Annotated in this window: 21 protein-coding genes; 14 read left to right on the forward strand and 7 right to left on the reverse strand. The window is 61.3% G+C overall.

The window, feature by feature from the left end:
* The first annotated feature begins 45 nt into the window (after window positions 1-45).
* The 10 genes from paaK to paaZ all read left to right on the forward strand — a co-directional run bounded on the left by paaK (window position 46) and on the right by paaZ (window position 11021).
* Window positions 46-1371 (forward strand): phenylacetate--CoA ligase PaaK, encoded by a 1326-nt coding sequence (paaK, locus tag EQV97_RS14845; RefSeq protein WP_240889158.1) that lies wholly within the window; start codon window positions 46-48, stop codon window positions 1369-1371.
* A gap of 297 nt (window positions 1372-1668) precedes the next feature.
* A complete protein-coding gene (gene paaA / locus EQV97_RS14850) occupies window positions 1669-2658 on the forward strand; it encodes a 1,2-phenylacetyl-CoA epoxidase subunit PaaA (RefSeq protein WP_122838706.1) in 990 nt (329 codons plus the stop codon).
* A gap of 164 nt (window positions 2659-2822) precedes the next feature.
* Window positions 2823-3104 (forward strand): 1,2-phenylacetyl-CoA epoxidase subunit PaaB, encoded by a 282-nt coding sequence (paaB, locus tag EQV97_RS14855; protein ID WP_240889159.1) that lies wholly within the window; start codon window positions 2823-2825, stop codon window positions 3102-3104.
* 8 nt (window positions 3105-3112) lie between these two features.
* Window positions 3113-3874: a 1,2-phenylacetyl-CoA epoxidase subunit PaaC gene (gene paaC / locus EQV97_RS14860; RefSeq protein WP_122838705.1), complete on the forward strand. Its 762-nt coding sequence runs from the start codon at window positions 3113-3115 to the stop codon at window positions 3872-3874.
* Window positions 3861-4394, forward strand: a complete 534-nt coding sequence (gene paaD / locus EQV97_RS14865) for a 1,2-phenylacetyl-CoA epoxidase subunit PaaD (protein WP_122838704.1) — start codon at window positions 3861-3863, stop codon at window positions 4392-4394. Before paaC ends, paaD begins: the two co-directional genes overlap by 14 nt.
* Before the next feature lie 33 nt (window positions 4395-4427).
* On the forward strand, window positions 4428-5504 hold the full coding sequence (gene paaE, locus EQV97_RS14870; RefSeq protein WP_122838703.1) for a 1,2-phenylacetyl-CoA epoxidase subunit PaaE: 1077 nt from the start codon (window positions 4428-4430) through the stop codon (window positions 5502-5504).
* Window positions 5505-5669: 165 nt separating this feature from the next.
* Complete coding sequence (locus tag EQV97_RS14875) at window positions 5670-5978, forward strand: DUF485 domain-containing protein (protein WP_122838702.1); 309 nt, start codon at window positions 5670-5672, stop codon at window positions 5976-5978.
* Window positions 5975-7621 carry a cation acetate symporter gene (locus EQV97_RS14880; RefSeq protein WP_205895987.1) on the forward strand — a complete coding sequence of 549 codons (1647 nt, stop codon included), beginning with the start codon at window positions 5975-5977 and terminating at the stop codon, window positions 7619-7621. Before EQV97_RS14875 ends, EQV97_RS14880 begins: the two co-directional genes overlap by 4 nt.
* Window positions 7622-7654: 33 nt before the next feature.
* Window positions 7655-8908 (forward strand): OprD family porin, encoded by a 1254-nt coding sequence (locus EQV97_RS14885; RefSeq protein ID WP_240889160.1) that lies wholly within the window; start codon window positions 7655-7657, stop codon window positions 8906-8908.
* A 58-nt stretch (window positions 8909-8966) separates the two neighbouring features.
* Window positions 8967-11021 (forward strand): phenylacetic acid degradation bifunctional protein PaaZ, encoded by a 2055-nt coding sequence (paaZ, locus tag EQV97_RS14890; protein WP_122838700.1) that lies wholly within the window; start codon window positions 8967-8969, stop codon window positions 11019-11021.
* A 93-nt stretch (window positions 11022-11114) separates the two neighbouring features.
* On the opposite strand, the gene EQV97_RS14895 is transcribed toward paaZ, so the two are convergent.
* Genes EQV97_RS14895 through EQV97_RS14905 form a run of 3 tightly spaced genes read right to left on the reverse strand, consistent with a single transcriptional unit; the run spans window position 11115 to window position 14573 of the window.
* Window positions 11115-12023, reverse strand: coding sequence for a helix-turn-helix transcriptional regulator (locus EQV97_RS14895; protein WP_240889161.1), 909 nt, complete (start codon window positions 12021-12023; stop codon window positions 11115-11117).
* Window positions 12020-13438: an aminotransferase gene (locus tag EQV97_RS14900; RefSeq protein ID WP_240889162.1), complete on the reverse strand. Its 1419-nt coding sequence runs from the start codon at window positions 13436-13438 to the stop codon at window positions 12020-12022. The genes EQV97_RS14895 and EQV97_RS14900 overlap by 4 nt, the downstream gene beginning before the upstream one ends.
* Before the next feature lie 31 nt (window positions 13439-13469).
* On the reverse strand, window positions 13470-14573 hold the full coding sequence (locus EQV97_RS14905) for a polyamine ABC transporter substrate-binding protein (RefSeq protein ID WP_045062637.1): 1104 nt from the start codon (window positions 14571-14573) through the stop codon (window positions 13470-13472).
* Between the two features lie 211 nt (window positions 14574-14784).
* Here EQV97_RS14905 and EQV97_RS14910 point away from each other — a divergent pair, with 211 nt between their 5' ends.
* From EQV97_RS14910 to EQV97_RS14925, 4 genes are all read left to right on the forward strand, one after another.
* Window positions 14785-15567 carry an enoyl-CoA hydratase gene (locus EQV97_RS14910; protein ID WP_201146895.1) on the forward strand — a complete coding sequence of 261 codons (783 nt, stop codon included), beginning with the start codon at window positions 14785-14787 and terminating at the stop codon, window positions 15565-15567.
* The gene (locus EQV97_RS14915; RefSeq protein ID WP_045062634.1) at window positions 15564-16745 is read left to right on the forward strand and encodes an acetyl-CoA C-acyltransferase family protein; all 1182 of its coding nucleotides are present in this window, start codon (window positions 15564-15566) and stop codon (window positions 16743-16745) included. Before EQV97_RS14910 ends, EQV97_RS14915 begins: the two co-directional genes overlap by 4 nt.
* 324 nt (window positions 16746-17069) lie before the next feature.
* Window positions 17070-18188, forward strand: a complete 1119-nt coding sequence (locus tag EQV97_RS14920; RefSeq protein WP_240889163.1) for an HlyD family secretion protein — start codon at window positions 17070-17072, stop codon at window positions 18186-18188.
* Window positions 18185-19777 (forward strand): DHA2 family efflux MFS transporter permease subunit, encoded by a 1593-nt coding sequence (locus EQV97_RS14925; protein WP_240889164.1) that lies wholly within the window; start codon window positions 18185-18187, stop codon window positions 19775-19777. The genes EQV97_RS14920 and EQV97_RS14925 overlap by 4 nt, the downstream gene beginning before the upstream one ends.
* 5 nt (window positions 19778-19782) lie before the next feature.
* On the opposite strand, the gene EQV97_RS14930 is transcribed toward EQV97_RS14925, so the two are convergent.
* The 4 genes from EQV97_RS14930 to EQV97_RS14945 all read right to left on the reverse strand — a co-directional run bounded on the left by EQV97_RS14930 (window position 19783) and on the right by EQV97_RS14945 (window position 23643).
* Window positions 19783-20223 (reverse strand): carboxymuconolactone decarboxylase family protein, encoded by a 441-nt coding sequence (locus EQV97_RS14930; protein WP_122838694.1) that lies wholly within the window; start codon window positions 20221-20223, stop codon window positions 19783-19785.
* A gap of 215 nt (window positions 20224-20438) precedes the next feature.
* On the reverse strand, window positions 20439-21887 hold the full coding sequence (locus tag EQV97_RS14935; protein WP_240889165.1) for a mechanosensitive ion channel domain-containing protein: 1449 nt from the start codon (window positions 21885-21887) through the stop codon (window positions 20439-20441).
* Window positions 21888-22025: 138 nt separating this feature from the next.
* Window positions 22026-22649 (reverse strand): isochorismate family cysteine hydrolase YcaC, encoded by a 624-nt coding sequence (gene ycaC / locus EQV97_RS14940; RefSeq protein WP_122838692.1) that lies wholly within the window; start codon window positions 22647-22649, stop codon window positions 22026-22028.
* 127 nt (window positions 22650-22776) lie between these two features.
* Window positions 22777-23643, reverse strand: coding sequence for a pirin family protein (locus EQV97_RS14945; protein ID WP_122838691.1), 867 nt, complete (start codon window positions 23641-23643; stop codon window positions 22777-22779).
* Between the last annotated feature and the right edge of the window lie 46 nt (window positions 23644-23689).

Raw genomic sequence — 23689 nt, forward strand, 5'->3', positions numbered from 1 at the left:
CCTGGCGTGACAGGGTTGAAACACAAAAACAATTCGAGTGAAATCATGAACATGCCAATTGCCAACGCCGTGCTTGACCCACAGCTGGACCCTCTGGAAACCGCCAGCATCGACGAGCTCCGTCAGCACCAGCTGGATCGCCTGCGCTGGAGCCTGAACCACGCCTACAACAATGTGCCCCTGTACCGTCAACGCTTCGATGCACTGGGCGTGCACCCGGACGACATCAAGTCCCTCGAAGACCTGGCGAAGTTCCCCTTCACCACCAAGACCGACCTGCGCGACAACTACCCCTACGGCATGTTTGCCGTGCCGATGCACGACATCGTGCGCCTGCACGCATCCAGCGGCACCACCGGCAAACCGACCGTCGTTGGCTACACCCAGAACGACATTGACACCTGGGCCAATGTGGTGGCCCGCTCGATCCGCGCCGCCGGTGGCCGCCGCGGTGACAAGGTGCATATTTCCTATGGCTACGGCCTGTTCACCGGTGGCCTGGGTGCGCACTACGGGGCCGAGCGCCTGGGGTGCACGGTGATTCCGATGTCCGGTGGCCAGACCGAGAAACAGGTGCAACTGATCAAGGATTTCCAGCCGGACATCATCATGGTCACGCCTTCCTACATGCTCAACATCGCCGACGAGATCGAGCGCCAGGGCATCGACCCGCACAAACTGGCCCTGCGCCTGGGCATCTTCGGCGCAGAACCCTGGACCGGCGAACTGCGCAGCGCCATCGAGAATCGCCTGGGCATCACCGCGCTGGACATCTACGGCCTTTCGGAAATCATGGGGCCGGGTGTCGCCATGGAATGCGCAGAGACCAAGGACGGGCCTACGATCTGGGAAGACCACTTCTATCCGGAGATCATTGACCCGGTCACTGGCGAAGTGTTGCCGGACGGGCAGATGGGCGAGTTGGTGTTTACCTCATTAAGCAAGGACGCCTTGCCGATGATCCGCTACCGCACCCGCGACCTGACGCGCTTGCTGCCGGGTACCGCGCGACCGATGCGGCGGATCGACAAAATCACCGGGCGCAGCGACGACATGCTGATCATTCGCGGGGTGAACGTGTTCCCGACGCAGATTGAGGAGCAAGTGCTGAAGATCAAACAGCTTTCGGAGTGTTATGAAATTCACCTGTATCGCCATGGCAACCTGGACAGCGTTGACGTGCACGTGGAGCTCAAGGCCGAGCATCAGAGTATGAGTGATGATCAGCAGAAGGCGGTCTGCGCCGAGTTGAGTCGGCATATCAAGACGTATATCGGGATCAGTTCGCGGATTGTTTTGCAGCCTCTGCATTCGATCAAGCGGTCTGAGGGTAAGGCTTGTCATGTGATGGACAAGCGTCCCAAGGGATGACTGCTGCACCTCTTTTGGCCCCGCTTTGGCGGGGTTTTTTTTGGGTTTTGATTGGGGACATATCCGTTTTTTGGTGATGGCAGCTGCCGGTTCCGCTCTCACAGCGGATTACGTTGAAACGCGCAAAGTAATCCGCCGCAAGCGCGGAACCATAAGCAGCCGCTACCCCGGAAACGGATTTGCACCCCAAAGCGATACAAAAAAACAAACGACACGATATTTTATGTTTGATATTAATTTCCGTATCGCTTATAAAGTTCTCCATGCCATCAAACAGATTCACGGCGGGAGACCCCCATGTACGCACAGCTAGTAGAAACAGGCGTAAAGCGCATAAAAGACCTATCGGAAATGACCGAACAGGAACGCGCCTTCCAGGAAAAAATCGATTCGGAAATAAAGATCGAAGCCAAGAACTGGATGCCTGATGCCTATCGCCAGACCCTGATCCGGCAGATCTCCCAGCACGCGCACTCGGAAATCGTCGGCATGCTGCCCGAAGGCAACTGGGTCACTCGCGCGCCATCGCTCAAACGCAAACTGCAACTGATGGCCAAAATCCAGGATGAAGCCGGTCATGGCCTGTACCTCTACAGCGCCATGGAAACCCTGGGTGCAGACCGCGATGAAGAAATCGCCAAACTGCACAGCGGCAAGGCCAAGTACTCCAGCATCTTCAATTACCCAACCCTGAACTGGGCCGACATGGGCGCCGTGGGCTGGCTGGTGGATGGCGCCGCGATCGTCAACCAGGTGGTACTGCAGCGCACCTCTTATGGCCCCTACTCCCGGGCCATGGTGCGGATCTGCAAGGAAGAAAGTTTCCACCAGCGCCAGGGCTACGAGATCCTCCTGACCATGATGCGTCACGGCAACCAGGCGCAAAAAGACATGGTCCAGGACGCCATCAACCGCCTGTGGTGGCCGTCATTGATGATGTTCGGCCCCAGCGACGAACACTCGCCCAACAGCGCCCAGTCCATGGCCTGGAAAATCAAGCGCCAGAGCAACGACGAACTGCGCCAGCGCTTCATCGACCAAACCATCCCGCAACTCGAACTACTGGGCTGCACCTGCCCCGATCCGGACCTGAAGTGGAACGCAGAACGCGGTCACTACGACTTCGGCGATATCCAGTGGAGCGAGTTCTACGAAGTGCTAAAGGGCAACGGTCCGTGCAACCAGGAACGGGTCGCCACCCGGCGCAAGGCCATCGAAGAAGGTGCCTGGGTCCGCGAAGCCGCCGTTGCCCACGCCCGGAAAAAACACAACAGGAACGCCGCCTGATTCGGCACGTTTGATCTTGATCCTCGGCGGCTCCATGCCGCCAACAGATCGCAGGCTGCGCCAGCTCCCACAGGAGCCGGTGCCCCATGTAGGAGCTGCCGAAGGCTGCGATCTGTTGATCTTCAGCCGCGCCAGCAAAACCGAACAGATGTGGAGTAACTGAAATGTCCGAATGGACCCTTTTCGAAGTCTTCGTGCGCAGCAAGCACGGCCTCAATCACAAGCATGTCGGCAGCGTGCATGCCGCCGACACCACCATGGCCATCGAGAACGCGCGCGAGTTGTATACCCGCCGCAGCGAAGGCGTGAGCCTGTGGGTAGTGCCTTCGGCGCTGATCACCGCCTCGTCTCCGGATGAAAAAGACCCGCTGTTCGACCCCTCGGACGACAAGGTCTATCGCCACGCCAGCTTCTACGAGTTGCCGGCCAAAGTCGGGCACATGTGAGGTCGACCATGAATTCCAAGACTGATCTGATCGAATACCTGCTGCGCCTGGGCGACAGCGCCCTGATCCAGGGCCAGCGCCTGTGCCAATGGTGCGGCAAGGCGCCCGCGCTGGAAGAAGAGCTGGCGCTGATGAACGTCGGCCTCGACCTCGTCGGCCAGGCCCGCAACTGGCTCGAATACGCCGCCGAACTGCTGGACGACGGTCGCGACGCCGATCACCTGGCGTTCCGCCGCGATGAGCGTGACTATCGCAACCTGCTGCTGGTGGAACAACCCAACGGCGATTATGCAGTGACCATCCTCAAGCAGTTCCTCTACGACGCCTGGCACCTGCAAGTGCTCAGCGGCCTGATCCAGTCCACGGACGAGCGCATTACCGGGATCGCAGCCAAAGCGGTCAAGGAAGTCACCTATCACCTGCGCCGCTCCGGTGAGTGGGTCGAGCGCCTGGGTGACGGCACCGAGCAAAGCCACCAACGCATGCTCGCGGCGATCCCTGAGGTCTGGCGTTTCACCGTTGAATTGACCAGCGCCGATGACAGTGAACGGCGTCTGTGCGAGGCCGGCATCACCCCAGACACCGCGCAAGTCGCCGCGGCGTGGCAAGCCAAAGTCAGCGAGATTTTCGCCAGCGCCACACTGCCAGTGCCCGCCGCACCGAGCTATTTCTACCTGGATGCACGCAAGGGCCTGCACACCGAACACCTGGGCATTTTACTGGCCGAGATGCAGTTCCTGCCCCGAGCGTACCCCGATGCAACCTGGTGAACTGATCGCCAGCGACCAGGGCGCACGGCCGGCACAACCGACCGACCTGGCCGCCGCGTGGGCAACCCTCGCGCAGGTCATGGACCCGGAAGTGCCGGTGGTCAGCGTGGTCGATCTGGGCATCGTGCGCGATCTCGACTGGCAGGCCGGCCATCTGCACGTGGTGGTCACACCGACCTACTCAGGTTGCCCCGCCACCGAAGTGATCGAGAGCGACATCCGCGATGCGCTGGAATTGGCCGGTTTCAAGGCGCCGCAACTGGAACGCAAATTGACCCCGGCCTGGACCACCGACTGGATCACCGACATTGGCCGCGATCGCTTGCGCGCCTACGGCATTGCACCGCCCGACGGCAGTACCAGCAAACGCAGCCTGCTCGGTGAGAGCCCGGTGATTGTCTGCCCGCAATGTGGCAGCGCGCACACCGAAGTGCTCAGCGAGTTTGGCTCCACTGCGTGCAAGGCGCTGTATCGCTGCGTCGATTGCCGGGAACCGTTCGACTATTTCAAGTGCATCTGAGCGGCGCTCGGCCGTCCCAGCTGGAGAATAAAAATGAGTAAATTTCACAGCCTGACCATCAAGGACGTGCGCACCGAGACCCGTGACGCGGTGTCCATCGCCTTCGAGATTCCACAACACCTGCAGGACAGTTTTCACTTCACCCAGGGCCAGCACCTGGTCATGCGCACTCAGATGGACGGCGAAGAAGTGCGCCGTTCCTACTCGATCTGCACCGGGGTGAATGACGGCGAACTGCGCATCGCGATCAAGCGCGTGGTCGGCGGGCGTTTCTCGGCGTTTGCCAATGAGCACTTGAAAGCCGGGCACAGCCTGGAAGTGATGCCGCCAGCCGGACACTTTCACGTCGAGCTCGACCCGACCCGCCACGGCCACTACCTCGCGGTGGCGGCGGGCAGCGGCATCACGCCGATCCTGTCGATCATCAAGACGACTCTGCAAACCGAACCATACAGCCACGTCACCTTGCTGTACGGCAACCGTTCCAGCTCTGGCGCGCTTTTTCGCGAACAGCTTGAAGACCTGAAAAACCGCTACTTGCAGCGCCTCAACCTGATCTTCGTGTTCAGTCGCGAGCAGCAGGATGTCGACCTGTACAACGGCCGGATCAACGCCGAGAAGTGCGAGCAACTGTTTTCCCGCTGGCTCGACGTCAAGGCCCTCGACGCAGCTTTCATTTGCGGCCCGCAGGAGATGACCGAAACCGTGCGCGACAGCCTCACAGCCAAAGGCATGCCGGCCGAGCGTATTCACTTCGAACTGTTTGCCGCCGCCGGCAGCCCGCAAAAACGCCAAGCCCGCGAGGCCGCTCGGCAGGTTGATGCCGCGGTCAGCCAGATCACCGTCATCAGCGACGGCCGCGCCCTGGCGTTTGACCTGCCGCGCAACACGCAAAGCATCCTTGATGCGGGCAACGCCCAGGGTGCCGAATTGCCTTATTCGTGCAAGGCCGGCGTGTGTTCGACCTGCAAATGCAGGGTGATCGAAGGCGAAGTGGACATGGACAGCAACCACGCCCTGGAAGATTACGAAGTGGCCGCCGGCTATGTGCTGTCATGCCAGGCGTTTCCGGTGAGCGACAAAGTGGTGCTGGACTTCGACCAGCTCTAACCAACCCCTGCAGGAGCGAGCTTGCCCGCGAAGAACCCGAGAGCAACGCGTTTATTCAGGAAGCACGCGTAATCGTTAACGACCATCGCGAGCAAGCTCGCCCCTACAGGGGGGCACCTGTGACTTTGCTTCACCCACAACAAAAACAACAACAGAGAGCGCGCCATGACCCCCACAGACGTAGAACTCATCCGCCAACACCCCGATTTCATCCAGCTGGTCCGCCGTAAACAGAACCTCTACTGGTCACTGTCGCTGATCATGCTGGTGATCTATTTCGGCTTCGTCCTGCTGGTAGCGTTCTCCCCCAGCACCCTCGGCCAATCCTTGAGCGGCGGCGTGACCAGCGTGGGCATGCTGGTGGGTGTGGTGATCGTGTTACTGGCATTCGCACTGACCGGTTTCTACGTCTATCGCGCCAACAACGTGATCGATCCACTGAACGAAAAGCTGAAACAGGAGTGCGCCCGATGAGCCGCCTTTGCGGGTTACTGCTGCTTCCCCTGGCCTTTGTCGCGGACTTTGCCGCCGCGGCCGACGGCGCCTCCCGCCCACTGAACTGGAACGCCATCGGCATGTTCCTGGTGTTCGTCCTGTTCACCCTCGGCGTTACCCGCTGGGCGGCGTTGCGCACCCGGTCCGCCAGTGATTTCTACACGGCCGGCGGTGGCATGACCGGTTTCCAGAACGGCCTGGCGATTGCCGGCGACATGATCTCCGCAGCATCCTTCCTCGGCATCTCGGCGATGATGTTCCTCAACGGGTATGACGGTCTTCTGTACGCGCTGGGCGTGTTGGCAGGCTGGCCAATTATTCTGTTCCTGATTGCCGAACGCCTGCGCAACCTGGGCAAATACACTTTCGCCGACGTGGTCTCCTACCGACTGGAACAAACCCCTGTGCGCCTGACCTCGGCCTTCGGCACCCTGACCGTTGCGCTGATGTACCTGGTGGCGCAGATGGTCGGTGCCGGCAAGCTGATCGAGTTGCTGTTCGGCATCGATTACCTGTACGCGGTGATGCTGGTCGGCGTGTTGATGGTGTTCTACGTGACCTTCGGCGGCATGCTCGCCACCACCTGGGTACAGATCATCAAAGCGGTGATGCTGTTGTTCGGCACCACCTTCATGGCCTTCATGGTGCTCAAGCATTTCGGTTTCAGCACCGAAGCGATGTTCGCTGGCGCCACCGCCGTGCACGCCAAGGGCAACGCCATCATGGCCCCTGGCGGTTTGCTGTCGAACCCGATCGATGCGATATCGCTGGGGCTGGGCATGATGTTCGGCACGGCTGGCCTGCCGCATATCCTGATGCGCTTCTTCACCGTCAGCGATGCCAAGGAAGCGCGTAAAAGCGTGTTCTACGCCACCGGTTTCATCGGCTATTTCTATCTGCTGCTGATCATTGTCGGCTTCGGCGCGATTGTCATGGTCGGCACCGACCCGGCGTTCCGCGATGCCAGCGGCGCGATCATCGGCGGCGGCAACATGATCGCCGTGCACCTGGCGCAAGCAGTGGGCGGCAATCTGTTCCTCGGCTTCATCTCGGCCGTCGCCTTTGCCACCATCCTGGCCGTCGTCGCCGGTTTGGCGCTGTCCGGCGCCTCGGCGGTGTCCCACGACCTGTATGCCTGCGTGATGCGCAAGGGCCAGGCCACCGAGCAGCAGGAGATCCGCGTGTCGCGAATCGCCACGCTGTGCATCGGCGTGCTGGCGATCATCCTCGGCCTGTTGTTCGAATCGCAGAATATCGCCTTCCTCTCCGGCCTGGTGCTGGCCATCGCGGCTTCGGTGAATTTCCCGGTGCTGTTCCTCTCGATGTACTGGAAGGGCCTGACCACTCGCGGCGCAGTGACCGGTAGCCTGGCGGGCCTGATCTCGGCGATTGTCCTGTTGGTGCTGAGCCCGGCGGTGTGGGTCAACGTGCTGCATTACGAAAAGGCGCTGTTCCCTTATTCCAACCCGGCACTGTTCTCCATGAGCCTGGCTTTTTTAAGTGCCTGGGTGTTTTCCGTCACCGACAGCTCGCCCCGTGCCGCTCTTGAGCGTGGCCGTTATCTGGCGCAGTTCATCCGTTCGATGACCGGCATCGGTGCCTCCGGCGCCAGCAAGCACTAACCAACGACGATCCGATGGCAGGGAATAAAAATAATGAAGCCCGCACGCACCGCACCTTACGAATCACTGTTTTCGTTAGCCGCCGCATTAAGTCTGCCACTGCTCGCACCCTGCGCCATGGCCGACTTCATCGACGACAGCAAGGCCCGTATTGAAATGCGCAACCACTATATCAATCGCGATTTCCGTCAGGACAACGCGCCGCAGTCCAAGGCCGAGGAATGGGCCCAGGGCTTTACGGCGCGCGTCGAGTCGGGATTCACCGACGGCACATTCGGCTTCGGCCTCGACGCACTCGCGGAGCTTGGGCTGAAACTCGATTCCAGCGCTGATCGCCGGGGCACCGGGCTGTTGCCCTTCGGCCCGAACAGCCATGAACCGGCTGATGAGTTCAGCGAACTGGGGCTGACCGCAAAGCTGCGCGTGTCCAAAAGCGTTTTGAAGCTGGGCACTCTGCAGCCCATGCTGCCGGTGGTGACCTACAACGACACCCGGCTGCTGGGGTCGACCTTCGAGGGTGGCTTGCTGAGCAGCCAGGAGATCAGCGACCTGACGCTTAACGCCGGGCGCCTGACCCGGGCCAACCTGCGAGATTCCTCAAGCAATGATGATATCGGCTACGGTGCCGCCAGCAGTGATCACTTCGATTTTGCCGGCGGCACCTACGCCTTCAGCCCCCAACTGAACCTGAGCTACTACTACGGCAAGCTCGAGCAGATTTACCGCCAGCAGTTCGTCGGGCTGGTGCATACCCAGCCGCTGGGCAAAGGTTTTAACCTGCGCAGCGACATTCGCTATTTCGACAGCCGGGGTGATGGCGCCGAGCGTGCCGGGCGCATCGACAACCGCAACTTCAACAGCATGTTCACCGTGGCCCATGGTGCCCACAAGGTCAGTGCAAGCTACCAGCAACTGTCCGGTGACAGCGCCTTTGCGTTCCTCAACGGCGGCGACCCCTACGTGGTCAACCTGGTGACTTACAACACCTACACCCGCGCCGACGAGGACTCCTGGCAGCTGCGCTACGACTACGACTTCGCCGCGCAAGGCATTCCCGGCCTGACGTTCATGACCCGTTATACCGACGGCAACCACGTCAAGGCCGGCAGCGTCGACAACGGTCGCGAGCGCGAACGCGATACCGACCTCAGTTACGTGATCCAGAGTGGCGTGTTCAAGAACGTCAGCCTGCGCTGGCGCAACGTCACCTTCCGCTCCGGCAATGGGTTGACCACCGACCTCGACGAAAACCGGCTGATCGTCGGTTACACCCTGACACTTTGGTAATCCCTCAATGGCACGGTCTCGGTCGCGCCCACACTTTTCACAACCTGGAGGAATCGTGATGCCTCACGCCCCTACCCTGCAAAGTTTCATCGCCGGTCGCTGGATCGGCCAACACGGTGCCCAGGTGCTGCGCAGCGCCATAGATGGCCATGAAATTGCCCGCACTCATGAGGAACGCCCGGACTTCGCCGAAGCCATTGAGCACGGTCGCCGCCAGGGCGTCAGCGGGTTGCTGGCGCTGGATTTCCAGCAGCGCGCCCAGCGGTTGAAGGCCCTGGCCTTGTACCTCAGCGAGCGCAAGGAACAGCTCTATGCCATCTCCCATCACAGCGGCGCCACCCGCGCCGACAGCTGGATCGATATCGAAGGTGGCAACAGCACGCTGTTCACCTACGCCAGCCTCGGCTCCCGGGAGTTACCGTCGGGCAACATCGTCCACGAAGGCCCGGCGCTGCAACTGAGCAAGCTGGGCAGCTTCGCCGGCACGCACATCCTGGTCCCGCGCGGCGGCCTGGCAGTACACATCAATGCGTTCAACTTCCCGATCTGGGGCATGCTGGAAAAGTTCGCCCCAAGCTTCCTGGCCGGCATGCCGTGCATCGTCAAACCAGCCAGCGCCACCAGCTACCTGACCGAAGCCGTGGTGCGCCTGATGGACGAGTCCGGCTTGCTCCCGGCCGGCAGCCTGCAACTGGTCATTGGCGGCACCGGTGACCTGCTCGACCGCCTGCAGGGCCAGGACGTGGTGACCTTCACCGGGTCGGCCGACACCGCCGCGAAGCTACGGGTCAATCCGAACCTGATCCGCAACTCGGTGCCGTTCAATGCCGAGGCCGACTCGCTGAACTGCGCGATTCTGGCCCCTGATGTCACGCCGGATGATGAAGAGTTCGAACTGTTCATCAAGGAAGTCGCCCGGGAGATGACCACCAAGGCCGGGCAGAAATGCACCGCCATTCGCCGGGCGATCGTGCCGGCCACACACATCGATGCCGTGGCTACCCGCCTGCGCGAGCGCCTGCGCAAAGTCGTGGTCGGCGACCCGTCGGTGGAAGGTGTGCGCATGGGTGCGCTGGCTTCCCACGATCAGCACAAAGACGTCACCGAGCGTCTGGACAGCCTGCTGCAAAGCAGTGACCTGCTCTTCGGGGCCAGTGATGGGTTTGAACCGCGCGGGCAAAACGTCAGCCAGGGCGCGTTTTTCGCTCCGACCCTGCTGCGGTCCCGTGATCCTCATGCAGAAGGTGGCGCTCACGATATAGAAGCCTTCGGCCCGGTCAGCACCCTGATGGCCTACGACGACCTGGACGAAGCCCTGGTGCTGGCGGCTCGCGGCAAGGGCAGCCTGGTCGCCAGCCTGATCACCAAGGACCCGAAAATTGCCGCCAAGGCTATTCCCGTGGCAGCGGCCTGGCATGGTCGCCTGCTGGTGCTGGACCGCGAATCCGCGGCTGAATCCACCGGCCACGGCTCGCCGCTGCCGCAACTCAAGCACGGTGGTCCGGGCCGGGCTGGCGGCGGTGAAGAACTGGGTGGCCTGCGTGCCGTGAAGCACTACCTGCAACGCGCCGCCGTACAGGGTTCGCCGACCATGCTGGCGGCCGTTACCGGTGAGCACGTGCGAGGCGCCAAGGTGATCGAAACTGAAGTGCATCCATTCCGCCGGTTCTTCCAGGACCTGCAGATCGGCGAGTCGCTGCTGACTCATCGTCGCACTGTGACCGAAGCAGACCTGGTGAACTTCGGATGCCTGTCCGGCGATCACTTCTACATGCATTTCGACGACATCGCGGCCAAGGAGTCGCAATTCGGCAAACGTATTGCCCACGGTTACTTCGTGCTGTCGGCAGCGGCCGGCCTGTTCGTCTCCCCAGCACCGGGGCCGGTGCTGGCCAACTACGGGCTGGACACCTTGCGCTTTATCACCCCGGTGGGAATCGGTGACACGATCCAGGCGCGCCTGACCTGCAAACGCAAGATCGATCAGGGCAAGAAGAGCCCGCAGGGTATCCCGCAGGGGGTGGTGGCCTGGGATGTGGAAGTGACCAACCAGCTGGGTGAGCTGGTGGCCAGCTATGACATTCTGACCTTGGTGGTTAAGCGCGAGGAGTGACGCAAAAGATCAAAAGATCGTAGCCTTCGGCAACTTCTACAGGGCGAACGCATTTCCATGCAGGAGCTGCCGAAGGCTGCGATCTCTTGAATTTCAATGCTGGCGCAGCCAATCGATAAACAACGCAAACAACTCCGACTGCGACCCCACTTCCAGCTTCAAGTACAGATTCTTGCGATGCATGCGCACTGTCTCCGGGGATATGCCAAGTTCGCTCGCCGTGGACTTCACCGAGTGCCCCCTGAGCACCATGTGCGCCACTTCGCGCTCGCGTTCGGTCAGCACGTTGCCGCCGAAATGCTCGAAGGCCCACTGCACGCGTTGCTTGAGATTGTCTCCTGCTGCAGCATCCTGCGGCCTCTGGACGGCCGTGATGCGCTGCATGCCACGCTGGCTGAACTCACTGATGAACTCACACACCAGCGGTTCGACCGCGCGCAGCAAATTCAACTGCTCACCCCGCAGGCATTCGCCACCGAAACCCTGGAACAGGCTCACCGAAATCTTCGTGTCATTGCCGGTATCGACAATGTAATAACTGTCTTCCGAGCACCCCGCCTTCAGGTAATAGGTGCGGTAATACTCACTGTCGAAAAAGTCATCCGGCGCGATTTCCTCCAAGTGGTAAAAGCCCTGCGCCAGGCCTTGCTCCACTGCCAGGCAGAAAGGATCTAGCAAATACCCGCCGGAGAAATAGCGATCGAGAATCGACACCTGGTACTGCTGGGCGATGCCGCGCTGATACAACAGCTGAGGTGGCCGATCGCGGTGCTCCAGGCTGATCATCACCGACTCGATACCCACCAGATGCTCCAGGGCCGACGCCAGGTCAGCCAGTGCATCAGGTGCGTCCACATGCGCAAACGCCTCGCGCATTTGCCCGTGCCATTTGTGCAGGGCCCCGAAGGGCAATGCGATCAGCGTATCGTCGTCTGGTTTGCTCATGCCCCGCAGTCTAGCGGGTGAGCGGGTTCCTGGTAACAGCCTGTTCGACGCCATCATTGGCCCTGGTACTGCCCGCTCGCCTGGAGCTCGGCCGCCACCTCAAGAATACACTCGCGCAGGGTCTCGACGATTTCATCGACCTGGGCGCAGGTCAGGATCAACGGCGGCGACATGACATTGAGGTGCATGATCGGGCGTACCAGCAAGCCCTTCGACTGCGCCCGGGAATGAATCCTCTCGCCAATGTTGATCTCGTCGGCAAACAACGCCTTGCTGCGCTTGTCAGCCACGAACTCGACGCAGGCCATGAACTTCTGGCAGCGCACATCTCCAACCAGCGGCAGGTCGCCGAGGGTCGCCAGGCGTTCTTCCAGATACGTGCCGACTGCATCGACGTGCTCCAGCAGCTGTTCGCGCTCGATGATTTCGATGTTCTTCAGCGCAGCGGTACAGCACACCGGATGCCCGCTGTAAGTGAAACCGTGACTGAAGCAACGGCCCTTGCCCGGCTCGGCGATAACCTTCCAGATGCGCTCGGAAAAAATGCAGGCGCCCAGCGGCAGGTAAGCCGACGTCAGGCCCTTGGCGGTGGTGATGATGTCTGGTTGCACGTCGAACAGATCCCACGAGGCGAAAAACTTGCCCAGCCGTCCGAACGAGGTCACCACTTCGTCGGCGACGAACAGGATGTCGTAGCGTTGGCAGACTTCCCACATACGCTTGAGGTAGCCCTTGGGCGGAATGATCACCCCGCCCGAGCCCATGATGGGCTCGGCAAAAAAACCCGCCACCTGGTCGGCGCCGATGGCGAGGATCTTGTCTTCGAACTCCTTGACCAGGAACTCTAGGAACTGTGCTTCGTCCATGCCGTCCGGTGCGCGATACGGATTGGGGTTGGACACGTGGTGAATACGCTCGTGGGCGTAGTCGAATTCCGGGACGCGGTCGGCGGCCTTGTTACCGATCGACATGGTCAGGGTGGTCGAGCCGTGATACGCGTTGTAGCGAGCAATGATGTGCTTTTTTTCCGGTTTGCCACGGCAGTTCTGGTAGTACTGGATCAGCCGGTAGGCGGTGTCCACGGCGGTCGAGCCGCCCGTGGTCAGGAACACGTGGTCGAGATCGCCCGGGGCCAGGCTGGCGAGTTTCTCGCAGAGCTGGATAGCCACGTTGTTGGACATGTCGCAGAACGGGTTTGAATAGGCCAGCTGGCGCACCTGGTCGGCTATCGCCAGGGCCATTTCTTCGCGTCCCAGGCCAATGTTGGTGCACCACATGCCGCCCACGGCATCGAGAAAACGGTTGCCCTGGGTGTCGTAGATATAAGCGCCATCTCCAGCGACGATGTTCAGCGAGCCCTGCTCGGCGTGTTCGTCGAACATGTGATAACCGTGCATGTAGTGGGCTTTATCGGCCTTGACCAGCCGGGACTCTTCAGCAGCGGAAAAAATGTGTTGAGTTGGGGTAGCCATAGGAAAAACCTCGAACCGAATAGTTGAACGCTCAAATCCCGCTTTTCACCGTGCTCCAGACTCGCGTCATCGCGCGCATGTCCTTGGCGTCCTGAGTCTTCTGTGGAAACAGCCGCGCGCGGGTCTCGTCATCGGGATAAATCGCCAGGTTGTTGCGCACTTCGGCGTTCACCAGGGGCGTGGCAGCCGCGTTGCTGTTGGCGTAGTGGATGTAATCGGTGACATCGGCCATCACCTGAGGCTGCATCAGGTAGTCGAGGAACTTGTGCGCATTGGCGACGTGCGGCGCATCGGCCGGGATGTACAGGTTGTCGAACCAGATCAGCGAACCTTCCCTGGGGATGAAGTACGCCAGGTTGATCTTCAGCTTGGCCTCCTCGGCGCGCGCCATGGCCGTGGCGTAGTCGCCGGACCAGGTCATGGCCATGCACACATCGCCATTGGGCAGGCTGGTCAGGTAGTTGACAGAGTCGAACTTGCGAATGAAGGGGCGCACTGACAACAGCAGTTCCTGCGCGGCCTTCAGGTCCGCCGGCGCGGCACTGCGCGGGTCGCGGCCGAGGTACTTCAGGGCCAGGGGAATCACTTCGGTCGGGGCATCCACCAAGGTCACGCCGCAGTCGGCGAAGCGCGAGACAATCTTGGGATCGAAGATCATTGCCAGCGAGCCGATCGGCGCATCCGGCATGCGCTCCCTGATCTTGTCGACGTTGTAGGTGATGCCGTTGCTGCCCCAGGTGTAGGGCGCGGAATACTGCGTGCCGGCGTCGAATCCCTGCAGGTCCTGCAGCACCTTGGGGTCAAGGTTGTTCCAGCCCGGCAATAATTTCTTGTCCAGCGGCTGGAATACTTTCGCCTGGATCAGGGGCGGCGCGAGGGACGCGTTGAGCACCACCAGGTCATAGCCGGAGTGTCCGGTGAGCAGCTTTGCCTGGACCGTTTCGTAGGCATCGAAGGTGTCGTAGATGACCTTGATGCCGCTGGCTTTTTCAAAGTCGGAAAGGGTTTTCTCGCCAATGTAATCCGCCCAGTTGTACAACCGCAGCGTTTTCGCACCGTCGACTTCGGCGGCGTGCACATTGAGTGACAAAGGAACCAGGATCACACTGAACATCAACTTGAAAGCCTTGCGCATGGCAAATTCACCTTCTCAAGCGTTCTAAATGAGCGGATGCAGCCACTATCGAGTGATCAGGGCGGCGGCACCATACCCCGAATGGGTGTGTCGCCAACCTCACGGCCTTGCAACATGGCAAAAAGAAGCAGGTGCGTTGACCCGTTTTGTCATAGATCCGGTGCAGGTCCCGCGCTTAGAGTGGCCGATGCATCGAACCACAGAGTCGCTTATGAACGATCTGATCAAACAGGACCGCGACGCCGGCGTACTGACGCTGACGTTTGACCGTCCCGACAAGCTCAACGCGCTGAACAACGCCATGTACACGCAGCTCGCCGACCTGTTGCAGGCCGCAGACGAGGACCCGGCCATCGGCGTGGTCATCATCACCGGTGGCGACAGCTGTTTCACCAGCGGCAATGACCTGGTGGATTTCCTGCAGTACCCGCCCACTCACCTGGACAGCCCGGCATTTCGCCTGATGGGGGTGGTGACCCAGTTGCAAACGCCGTTGATCGCGGCGGTATGTGGCGCGGCCATTGGCATTGGCACGACCTTGCTGCTGCACTGCGATCAGGTGGTGGTCAGCCGTAATGCCAAGTTGCGCATGCCGTTCGTGAACATCGGCCTGTGCCCGGAATTCGGCGCCACCCTGCTGTTGCCGCGGTTGCTTGGCCACGCCCGCGCCGCTCGTTTGCTGCTGCTGGGAGAAACCCTGGGCGGCGCCGACGCGGTGCAGTGGGGCCTGGCCAACGAACTGTGCGAGGACGGCCCGCAATGCCTGACCGCCGCGCGGCAACTGGCCCAACGTCTGCTGGCATTGCCGCAAGGTGCATTGCGCCAGTCCCGGCAATTGCTCAAGCAGGCCTCGCTGGCGGAACTGCAAGCGACGATCCGCCAGGAAAACCTTCTGTTTATCGAACGCCTGAACACCCAGGAAGCGCAAACAGCGCTGAGCGCCCTGCTCAATCGCAGCACTGAAAAGAATCCGTCGAAAGGAACACCCCCATGAACACTCCAGAAGTTTTTGTCGTCAGCGCCGCCCGCACCGCCATTGGTACTTTTGGCGGTTCGCTCAAGGACGTGCCACCGGCCGATCTGGCGACCACTGCGGTCAAGGCCGCCCTGCAACGCTCCGGCGTCGATCCGGCGCAGGTCGGCCATCTGGTGATGGGTAACGTGATCCCCACCGAAACCCGCGACGCCTACATTTCCCGTGTAGCGGCAATGAACGCCGGCATCCCCAAGGAGACGCCCGCCTACAACGTCAATCGCCTGTGCGGCTCTGGTTTGCAAGCCATCATCAGCGCGGCCCAGACGTTGCTGCTCGGCGATGCCGAAATCGCCATCGGCGCCGGTGCCGAGTCCATGAGCCGCGGGCCATACCTGCTGCCGTCAGCGCGCTGGGGTGCGCGTATGGGCAACGTGCAGGCCGTCGACTACATGCTGGGTATCCTGCATGACCCATTCCACGGCATTCATATGGGCATCACCGCCGAGAACGTCGCGGCGCGCAACGGCATTACCCGCGAAATGCAGGACGCCCTCGCCCTGGAGGATCAAAAGCGCGCAGCCTTTGCCATTGCCAACGGGTATTTCAACGAACAGATCGCGACAGTAGAAATCCAGGGGCGCAAGGAAACCATTCTGTTCAACGTCGACGAACATCCTCGGGCGACCACCCTGGAACAGCTGGCGCAGATGAAGCCGGCGTTCAAGAAGGACGGTTCGGTAACGGCGGGCAACGCTTCGGGGTTGAACGATGGCGCTGCGGCATTGGTGATGGCCACCGGGGACGCGGTGCAACGCAACAGCCTGCGCCCGCTGGCGCGCCTGGTCAGCTATGCCCATGCGGGTGTCGAGCCCGAACTCATGGGCCTGGGCCCCATCCCCGCAACGCGCCTGGCGCTAAAGCGTGCGGGGCTCTCAGTGCAGGATATGGATGTGGTCGAGGCCAACATCGCCTTCGCCGCCCAGGCTTGCGCCGTCAGCCAGGAGCTCGGCCTTGATCCGGCCAAGGTCAATCCAAATGGCTCGGGCATTGCGCTGGGGCACCCTGTAGGCGCGACGGGGGCAATTATTGCGACCAAGGCCATCCATGAGCTGCACCGCATCAACGGCCGGTATGCGCTGGTGACGATGTGCATTGGCGGCGGCCAGGGCATTGCAGCGATATTTGAGCGGGTCTAAGCACCTCTTGCACGGCTCCCACACTGCGCCCTAGCCAGGTGAATATCCAATGTGGGAGCCACTGTCTTCCCCAGTCACCTCAATGTTGAATGTGCAGACGCAATCGTGGGCAAGCCCGGCTCCCACAGTGATCTGCGCCGAACACAAATGCTGCGTCCACCACCAATACCCTGTGGGAGCGAGCCTGCTCTCGAATGGCGAATACGCTCCAGATCCAGTCCTTGCTCCCTTCTGACGGTCGGTACGAAAAAGGAATTGCCTGAAAATATTACATGCGTCATATTATGATCGTAATAATATATCTCCCCCCACAGGTATTTCGTCATGACCAGCATGCCCAGCCCCGATCCAGAAGTTGCTGTGAAGGCACAATCCAGGTCTCCCCTGTTCAAACGCCTGGCGCTGCTGAGTGCAGTCATCGCGGTGCTGATTGCGGCGGTCTTTTACACTTCACACTGGTGGACCAGCGGCCGCTTCATCGAGGAAACCGACGATGCTTACATCGGCGCAGACGTGACGGTGATCGGGCCCAAGGTCGCGGGCTACATTGACGAGGTGCTGGTCACCGACAACCAGAGGGTCAAGGCCGGTGACGTGCTGATCCGTCTTGATTCCCGGGACTACCGCGCCAGCCTGGCCAAGGCCGAAGGCGCAGTCGCGGCCGAAGAAGCGTTGCTCGCCAATCTCGACGCCACCGAACAACTGCAGCACGCCGTGATCGGCCAGGCGCGCGCCGGCATTGACGCGACCAGCGCCGAAACCGCGCGCTCGCGCGATGACAACGTGCGCTACAAACGCCTGGTTGGCAGCAACGCGGTCTCGGTGGAAAGCGCCCAACGCGTCGACGCCACGTACAAGACCGCGCAAGCGTTGAGCGCCCGGGCCCAGGCCGAACTGCTGGCCGCGCAACGCCAGCTCAACGTCATCGCCACCCAGAAGCAGCAAGCCCGCGCCGCCCTGATGCAGGCTCGGGCCGAGCGCGATCTGGCGCAGCTGGATGTGGGCTACACCGAGTTGAAAGCCCCCGTGGACGGCGTGGTCGGCAATCGCCGGGCGCGGGTCGGCGCGTTTGCCCAGGCCGGCTCGCAATTGCTCTCGGTGGTGCCCGCCAGCGGCCTGTGGGTGGATGCCAATTTCAAGGAAGACCAACTGGCGCACATGATCCCTGGCCAACGGGTCATCATTCATGCGGACGTGCTCTCGGGCCGTGAATTCCACGGCCGCCTGGACAGCCTGGCGCCGGCCAGCGGTGCGCAGTTCAGCGTGCTGCCACCGGAGAACGCCACCGGCAACTTCACCAAGATTGTGCAGCGGGTGCCGGTGCGCATCCTGCTCGATCCGGCGGATGGCGTGCTCGGCCATCTGCGCCCGGGGCTGTCGGTCACGGCCGAAGTGGACACCCGCGCCGAACCCGCTGCACCCGCCGTGGCCAGCGCACCATGAGCCGCGCCGTCGCCGCCCCCGCGCCGCCGTTCGATGCCGCCGGGATGACCACGGCGACCAAGGTCTTCGCCTTCGCCAGCATGTGCATCGGCATGTTCATCGCCTTGCTGGATATCCAGATCGTTTCGGCGTCATTGCGCGACATTGGCGGGGGGCTGTCCGCCGGAACAGACGAAACTGCCTGGGTGCAAACCAGCTACCTGATCGCCGAGATCATCGTCATCCCGTTGTCGGGCTGGCTGTCCCGGGTGTTCTCGACACGCTGGCTGTTCAGCGCATCGGCGGTGGGCTTCACCCTGGCCAGCCTGTTGTGCGGCCTGGCCTGGAACATCCAGAGCATGATCGCCTTCCGTGCCCTGCAAGGATTTCTCGGTGGTTCGATGATCCCGCTGGTGTTTACCACCGCGTTCTTTTTCTTCACCGGCAAACAACGAGTAATCGCGGCGGCGACCATCGGCGCGGTCGCGTCCCTGGCCCCCACGCTGGGCCCGGTGATTGGCGGCTACATCACCGACATTTCATCCTGGCACTGGCTGTTCTATATCAATCTGGTTCCAGGAATATTCGTTGCGGTGGCCGTGCCCCTGCTGGTAAAAATCGACCAGCCTGAACTGTCACTGCTCAAGGGCGCCGACTACCTGAGCATGCTGTTGCTCGCCCTGTTCCTGGGCTGCCTGGAATACACCCTGGAAGAAGGCCCGCGCTGGAACTGGTTCAGCGACTCCACTATTCTCACCACTGCCTGGATCAGCGGCCTGTCGGGCCTGGCCTTCATCGGCCGGACCCTGCACGTGGCCAACCCGATCGTCGACCTGCGCGCCCTGAAAGACCGCAACTTTGCCCTGGGATGTTTCTTCTCGTTCGTCACCGGCATCGGCCTGTTCGCCACCATCTACCTGACACCCCTGTTCCTCGGCCGGGTGCGCGGTTATGGCGCGCTGGATATCGGCCTGGCGGTGTTCTCCACCGGCGTGTTCCAGGTCCTGGCGATTCCGCTGTACGCCTTCCTCGCCAACCGTATCGACCTGCGCTGGATCATGATGACTGGCCTTGGCCTGTTCGCGCTGTCGATGTGGGATTTCAGCCCGATCACTCATGACTGGGGCGCCAAGGAGTTGATGCTGCCCCAGGCCCTGCGCGGCATCGCCCAGCAACTGGCAGTGCACCCCGCCGTGACACTGACCCTCGGCGGCCTGGCCCCGGCACGACTCAAACACGCCTCGGGCCTGTTCAACCTGATGCGCAACCTCGGCGGCGCCATCGGCATCGCCGCCTGCGCCACCATCCTCAACGACCGCACCAACCTGCACTTCACGCGCCTGGCGGAGAATCTGAACAGCACTAACGAGGCGCTGAATCAGTGGCTGTCCCAGGTCGGCCAGAACTTTGCCGCTTTGGGCCAGAGTGGTGACGCAGGTGTTACGGCGAGCCTGCGACAACTGTGGCTGCTGACGTATCGGGAAGCGCAGACGCAGACGTATGGGGATGCGTTTTTAATGATCATGCTGTGTTTTGTGATTGCGACAGCGATGGTGCCCTTGATGCGCAAGGTGCAACCGCCGGCAGCGCCTTCGGCGGATGGGCATTGATTTGCTCAGTCCTGCGGCATCTTGCGAAAGCCTACCGCCAGGCGGTTCCAGCTGTTGATCGTGGTAATCGCCACCGTCAGGTCGACCATTTCCTTGGCGCTGAACTCGGCGGCCAGTTGTTCGTAGTCTTCATCCGGCGCATGGGTCTGGCTGAGCAGGGTCAGGGACTCGGTCCAGGCCAGTGCGGCGCGTTCGCGCGGGGTGAAGAACGGGGTTTCACGCCAGGCCGACAGCGTGTACAGGCGACGCTCGGCTTCGCCGCCTTTGCGCGCATCGGCGCTGTGCATGTCCAGGCAGAAGGCGCAGCCGTTGATTTGCGAGGTACGTAGCTTGACGAGTTCGATCAGGGTCTTTTCCAGCGGCAGTTTCGAGACGGCGGTTTCCAGCGCGATCATGGCTTTGAGTGCGTCTGGGGAAGCGGTGTAGAAATCGATGCGAGGTTTCATGACGGGCTCCGGGAACAAGTGAAGGTGGAGCTACGTTAAACCCCTCGGTGGGTTGCTCAAATAGCCAATATTTCAGAACTTGGGTAGGCCATTGGTGAGTGTGCGGTGACGGTGATGGCCTCATCGCGAGCAGGCTCGCTCCCACAAGAGTGACGGGGTGACGGGAGAACGGTCAACTGTGGGTGTTAGCATCAGTACAGGCAACGAGAGCGCTGTTAGCTTTCGCTGCGGCGCCGCAGCCATTGCAGGAACCCTTTTTTCTCCACCGCCTTGGGCGTTTCCATGGTCAGGGTTCGGGCTTTTTCCAGGCGGTAATCCAGCAGCGCCGTCATGGCCTCGCTGATGTCGTGGCGCGCGTCGAGGCAGGGTTTCAGGTAGTCCTTTTCGATGCGGTACAGGCTGCAGAAGGTCTTGGCGGTGAAGTCCGCCGGCAGCGCGGTATCGGAGAGTATCCCGCCTTCGCCGATTACTTCACCTGGCCCCATGCGCCCGGACTCGAACCTGACGCCATCACGGCTCAGCTCGACCGACACCACGCCGGATTCGATGATGAACAGATGGTCGCTGACCTCACCCGCCGGAAGGATCAGTTCGCCGGCGCGGAAGTTCTGCAGCTTCATGTTCTGGCTGAAGGTGTCCTTTTCTTCCTGACGCAGGGTCGAGAAGATGCTCGAGCTGTCCAGCAATGCCAGTGGCCGTGACAGCCCGGCAGGCGCATTGGATTCGACGCTCGACAGCAGGCTTACACCCGAGGCCTGCAAATGGCGGAACGCCAGGTCGAACAGCAGATTACGCACCATGCGCTTGTGCTCCATAGACGCCACGAAGCCGCTGATCTCATACTCCACGCCGGCGGCACTGGAGCCTTTGAGCGCGACGCACGGCGCAGGTTTGTCCAACAAATAGCGGCAGCCCTGCATGGCTCGCTCCAGGGCATCGATGATTTTCTGCGGGCGCGCGTGCGGGCTCAGTTGCAGGCTGATGGAGACGCCAAACATGTCAGTTGGCCGGCTGAAATTGATGATCTTGGCCTTGGCCGCCAGCGAATTGGGAATCACCGCCATGCTGCCCTGGGAGGTCTGCAGGCGTGTGGCGCGCCAGTCGATGTCGGTCACCCGGCCTTCGGTGCCGTCAATGGAGATCCAGTCATCGAGTTGATAGGGTTTGGTGGTGTTGAGGACGATCCCGGAAAACACGTCGCTCAAGGTGCTTTGCAACGCCAGGCCGACGATGATCGCCAGGGCGCCGGAGGTGGCCAGTACACCCTTGACCGGCAAATCCAGCACGTAGGCCAGGGCGGCGATGATGGCGATGAGAAAAATCACTGCCCCAAGCAGATCCTGAAGCAGGCGACCGGTGTGCCCGACCCGCTGCATCATCACCGCGCCAATCAATACCGTGAGCGTGCGTGCGCCGAACAGCCACCAACCGATTTGCAAGCCGGTTGCGGCCAGGTGCAACGGCACATTGTCGGCCCAGGGCGCCGGTTCCAGAGGGTTCAAGCCTTCGTTGAACAGCAGGACGCTGAACAGCGAAAAGATCACCAGCCGCGCCACGAGTTTCCACTGGCTGCCATTGGCACTGATCAGGCGCCACAACCCCAAGTCGATGAGGATCAGGGCCAGCGCACAGAACAACGGGTGATCGGTGAGCAATGACAGCATCGAGCGGCTCCGGCAGGGACTCATTTACGCAACCATCGCACGCATTGCAGGAGCTGGCGAAGCTTGCGATCTTTTGGAATCTCGAAAGATTAAAAGATCGCAGCCTTCGCCAGCTCCTACAAGGGGCGATGGGCGCGCTTACTTGCTGGTCAGCGTGTTGTAGCTGGTCATCAGGTTGCGGTAGTCCGGGATGTGGTTGGAGAACAGAGTGGCCAGGCCTTCCACGTCGTTGCGCCAGTCGCGATGCAGCTCGCAGGCCAGGCCGAACCAGGTCATCAACTGCGCGCCGGAGGACGACATGCGATCCCAGGCCGATTGCCGGGTCAGTTCGTTGAACGTGCCGGAAGCGTCGGTCACCACGAAAACTTCAAAGCCTTCAGCCAGGGCCGACAGCGCCGGGAATGCCACGCAGACTTCGGTCACCACACCGGCGATGATCAACTGCTTCTTGCCGGTCGCCTTGATCGCCTTGACGAAATCTTCATTGTCCCAGGCATTGATCTGGCCAGGACGAGCGATGTAGGGCGCGTCGGGGAACAGTGCCTTGAGCTCCGGCACCAGCGGGCCGTTCGGGCCGGTTTCAAAGCTGGTGGTCAGGATGGTCGGCAGCTTGAAGTACTTGGCCAGGTCGGCCAGGGCCAGCACATTGTTCTTGAAACGATCCGGATCAATGTCGCGCACCAGCGACAGCAAGCCTGCTTGATGGTCGACCAACAGAACCGCGGCGTTATCCTTGTCGAGACGTTTGTAGGAAGTAGTCATGGGGTAATCCTCGCTATTTATCGATGCCGATCAAGCCGGCGCAGTGATTTCGGTTTTTTTGTTTACATCGCGGTCAGGCAAGCGTAGTCACACGACCCGGCCGCGCCACAGCGGTGCAGCATTGAGTTCAACCGCTCATCCGGCCGAAGCGGCCCGATTGAAAGTCAGCAAAGGCCTGGTGGATTTCCTGCTCGCTGTTCATCACGAACGGACCATGGCCGACGACGGGTTCGTCGATGGGCTCGCCGCTGAGCAGCAACACCACCGCGTCGCTATTGGCTTCCAGGCTGAGCTGGTGACCATCACGGCCAAACAGAACAAGCTGGCCTTCTCGGACCCGTTCCTGGCCGTTGACCTGAACCGTGCCACGCAACACCACCAGCGCCGTATTGCGGCCTTCGTGCAGATCCAGGGTCAGCGGCTTGCTCGCCTTGAGGCGCAGGTCCCAGACGTCGATCGGGGTAAAGGTGCGCGCCGGGCCGGTGTGGCCGTCGAATTCCCCGGCGATCAGGCGCAGGCTGCCGGCATCGTTCTTCAGCGCGATGGCCGGGATGTCGCCGTCAAGAATCGTCTGGTAACCGGCGTCGGCCATTTTGTCCCTGGCCGGCAGGTTGACCCACAGCTGCACCATTTCCAGGGTGCCGCCGCTTTTGGCAAAGGCTTGGGAGTGAAACTCTTCATGGAGAATCCCCGAAGCCGCAGTCATCCATTGCACGTCACCCGGACCGATTTTGCCGCCACTGCCAGTGGAATCACGGTGTTCCACTTCGCCCTTGTAGACGATCGTCACGGTCTCGAAGCCGCGGTGCGGATGCTGACCAACGCCGCGGCGCGCCGTGGTCGGGCTGAATTCAGCAGGACCGGCGTGATCCAGCAGCAAAAACGGGCTGATGTGCTTGCCCAGGTTGTCATAGGAAAACAGCGTGCGGACCGGAAAACCGTCACCGACCCAATGACCGCGCGGGCTGGTGTATATACCGATGATGTTTTTCATGTGGCCTCCGAATCTGTGGTTTGCTGCGATGGATAAAGCTTAAAAC

It is taken from the genome of Pseudomonas sp. TMW22090 (assembly GCF_022496665.1).
GTDB classification, from domain to species: Bacteria; Pseudomonadota; Gammaproteobacteria; order Pseudomonadales; family Pseudomonadaceae; genus Aquipseudomonas; species Aquipseudomonas gregormendelii.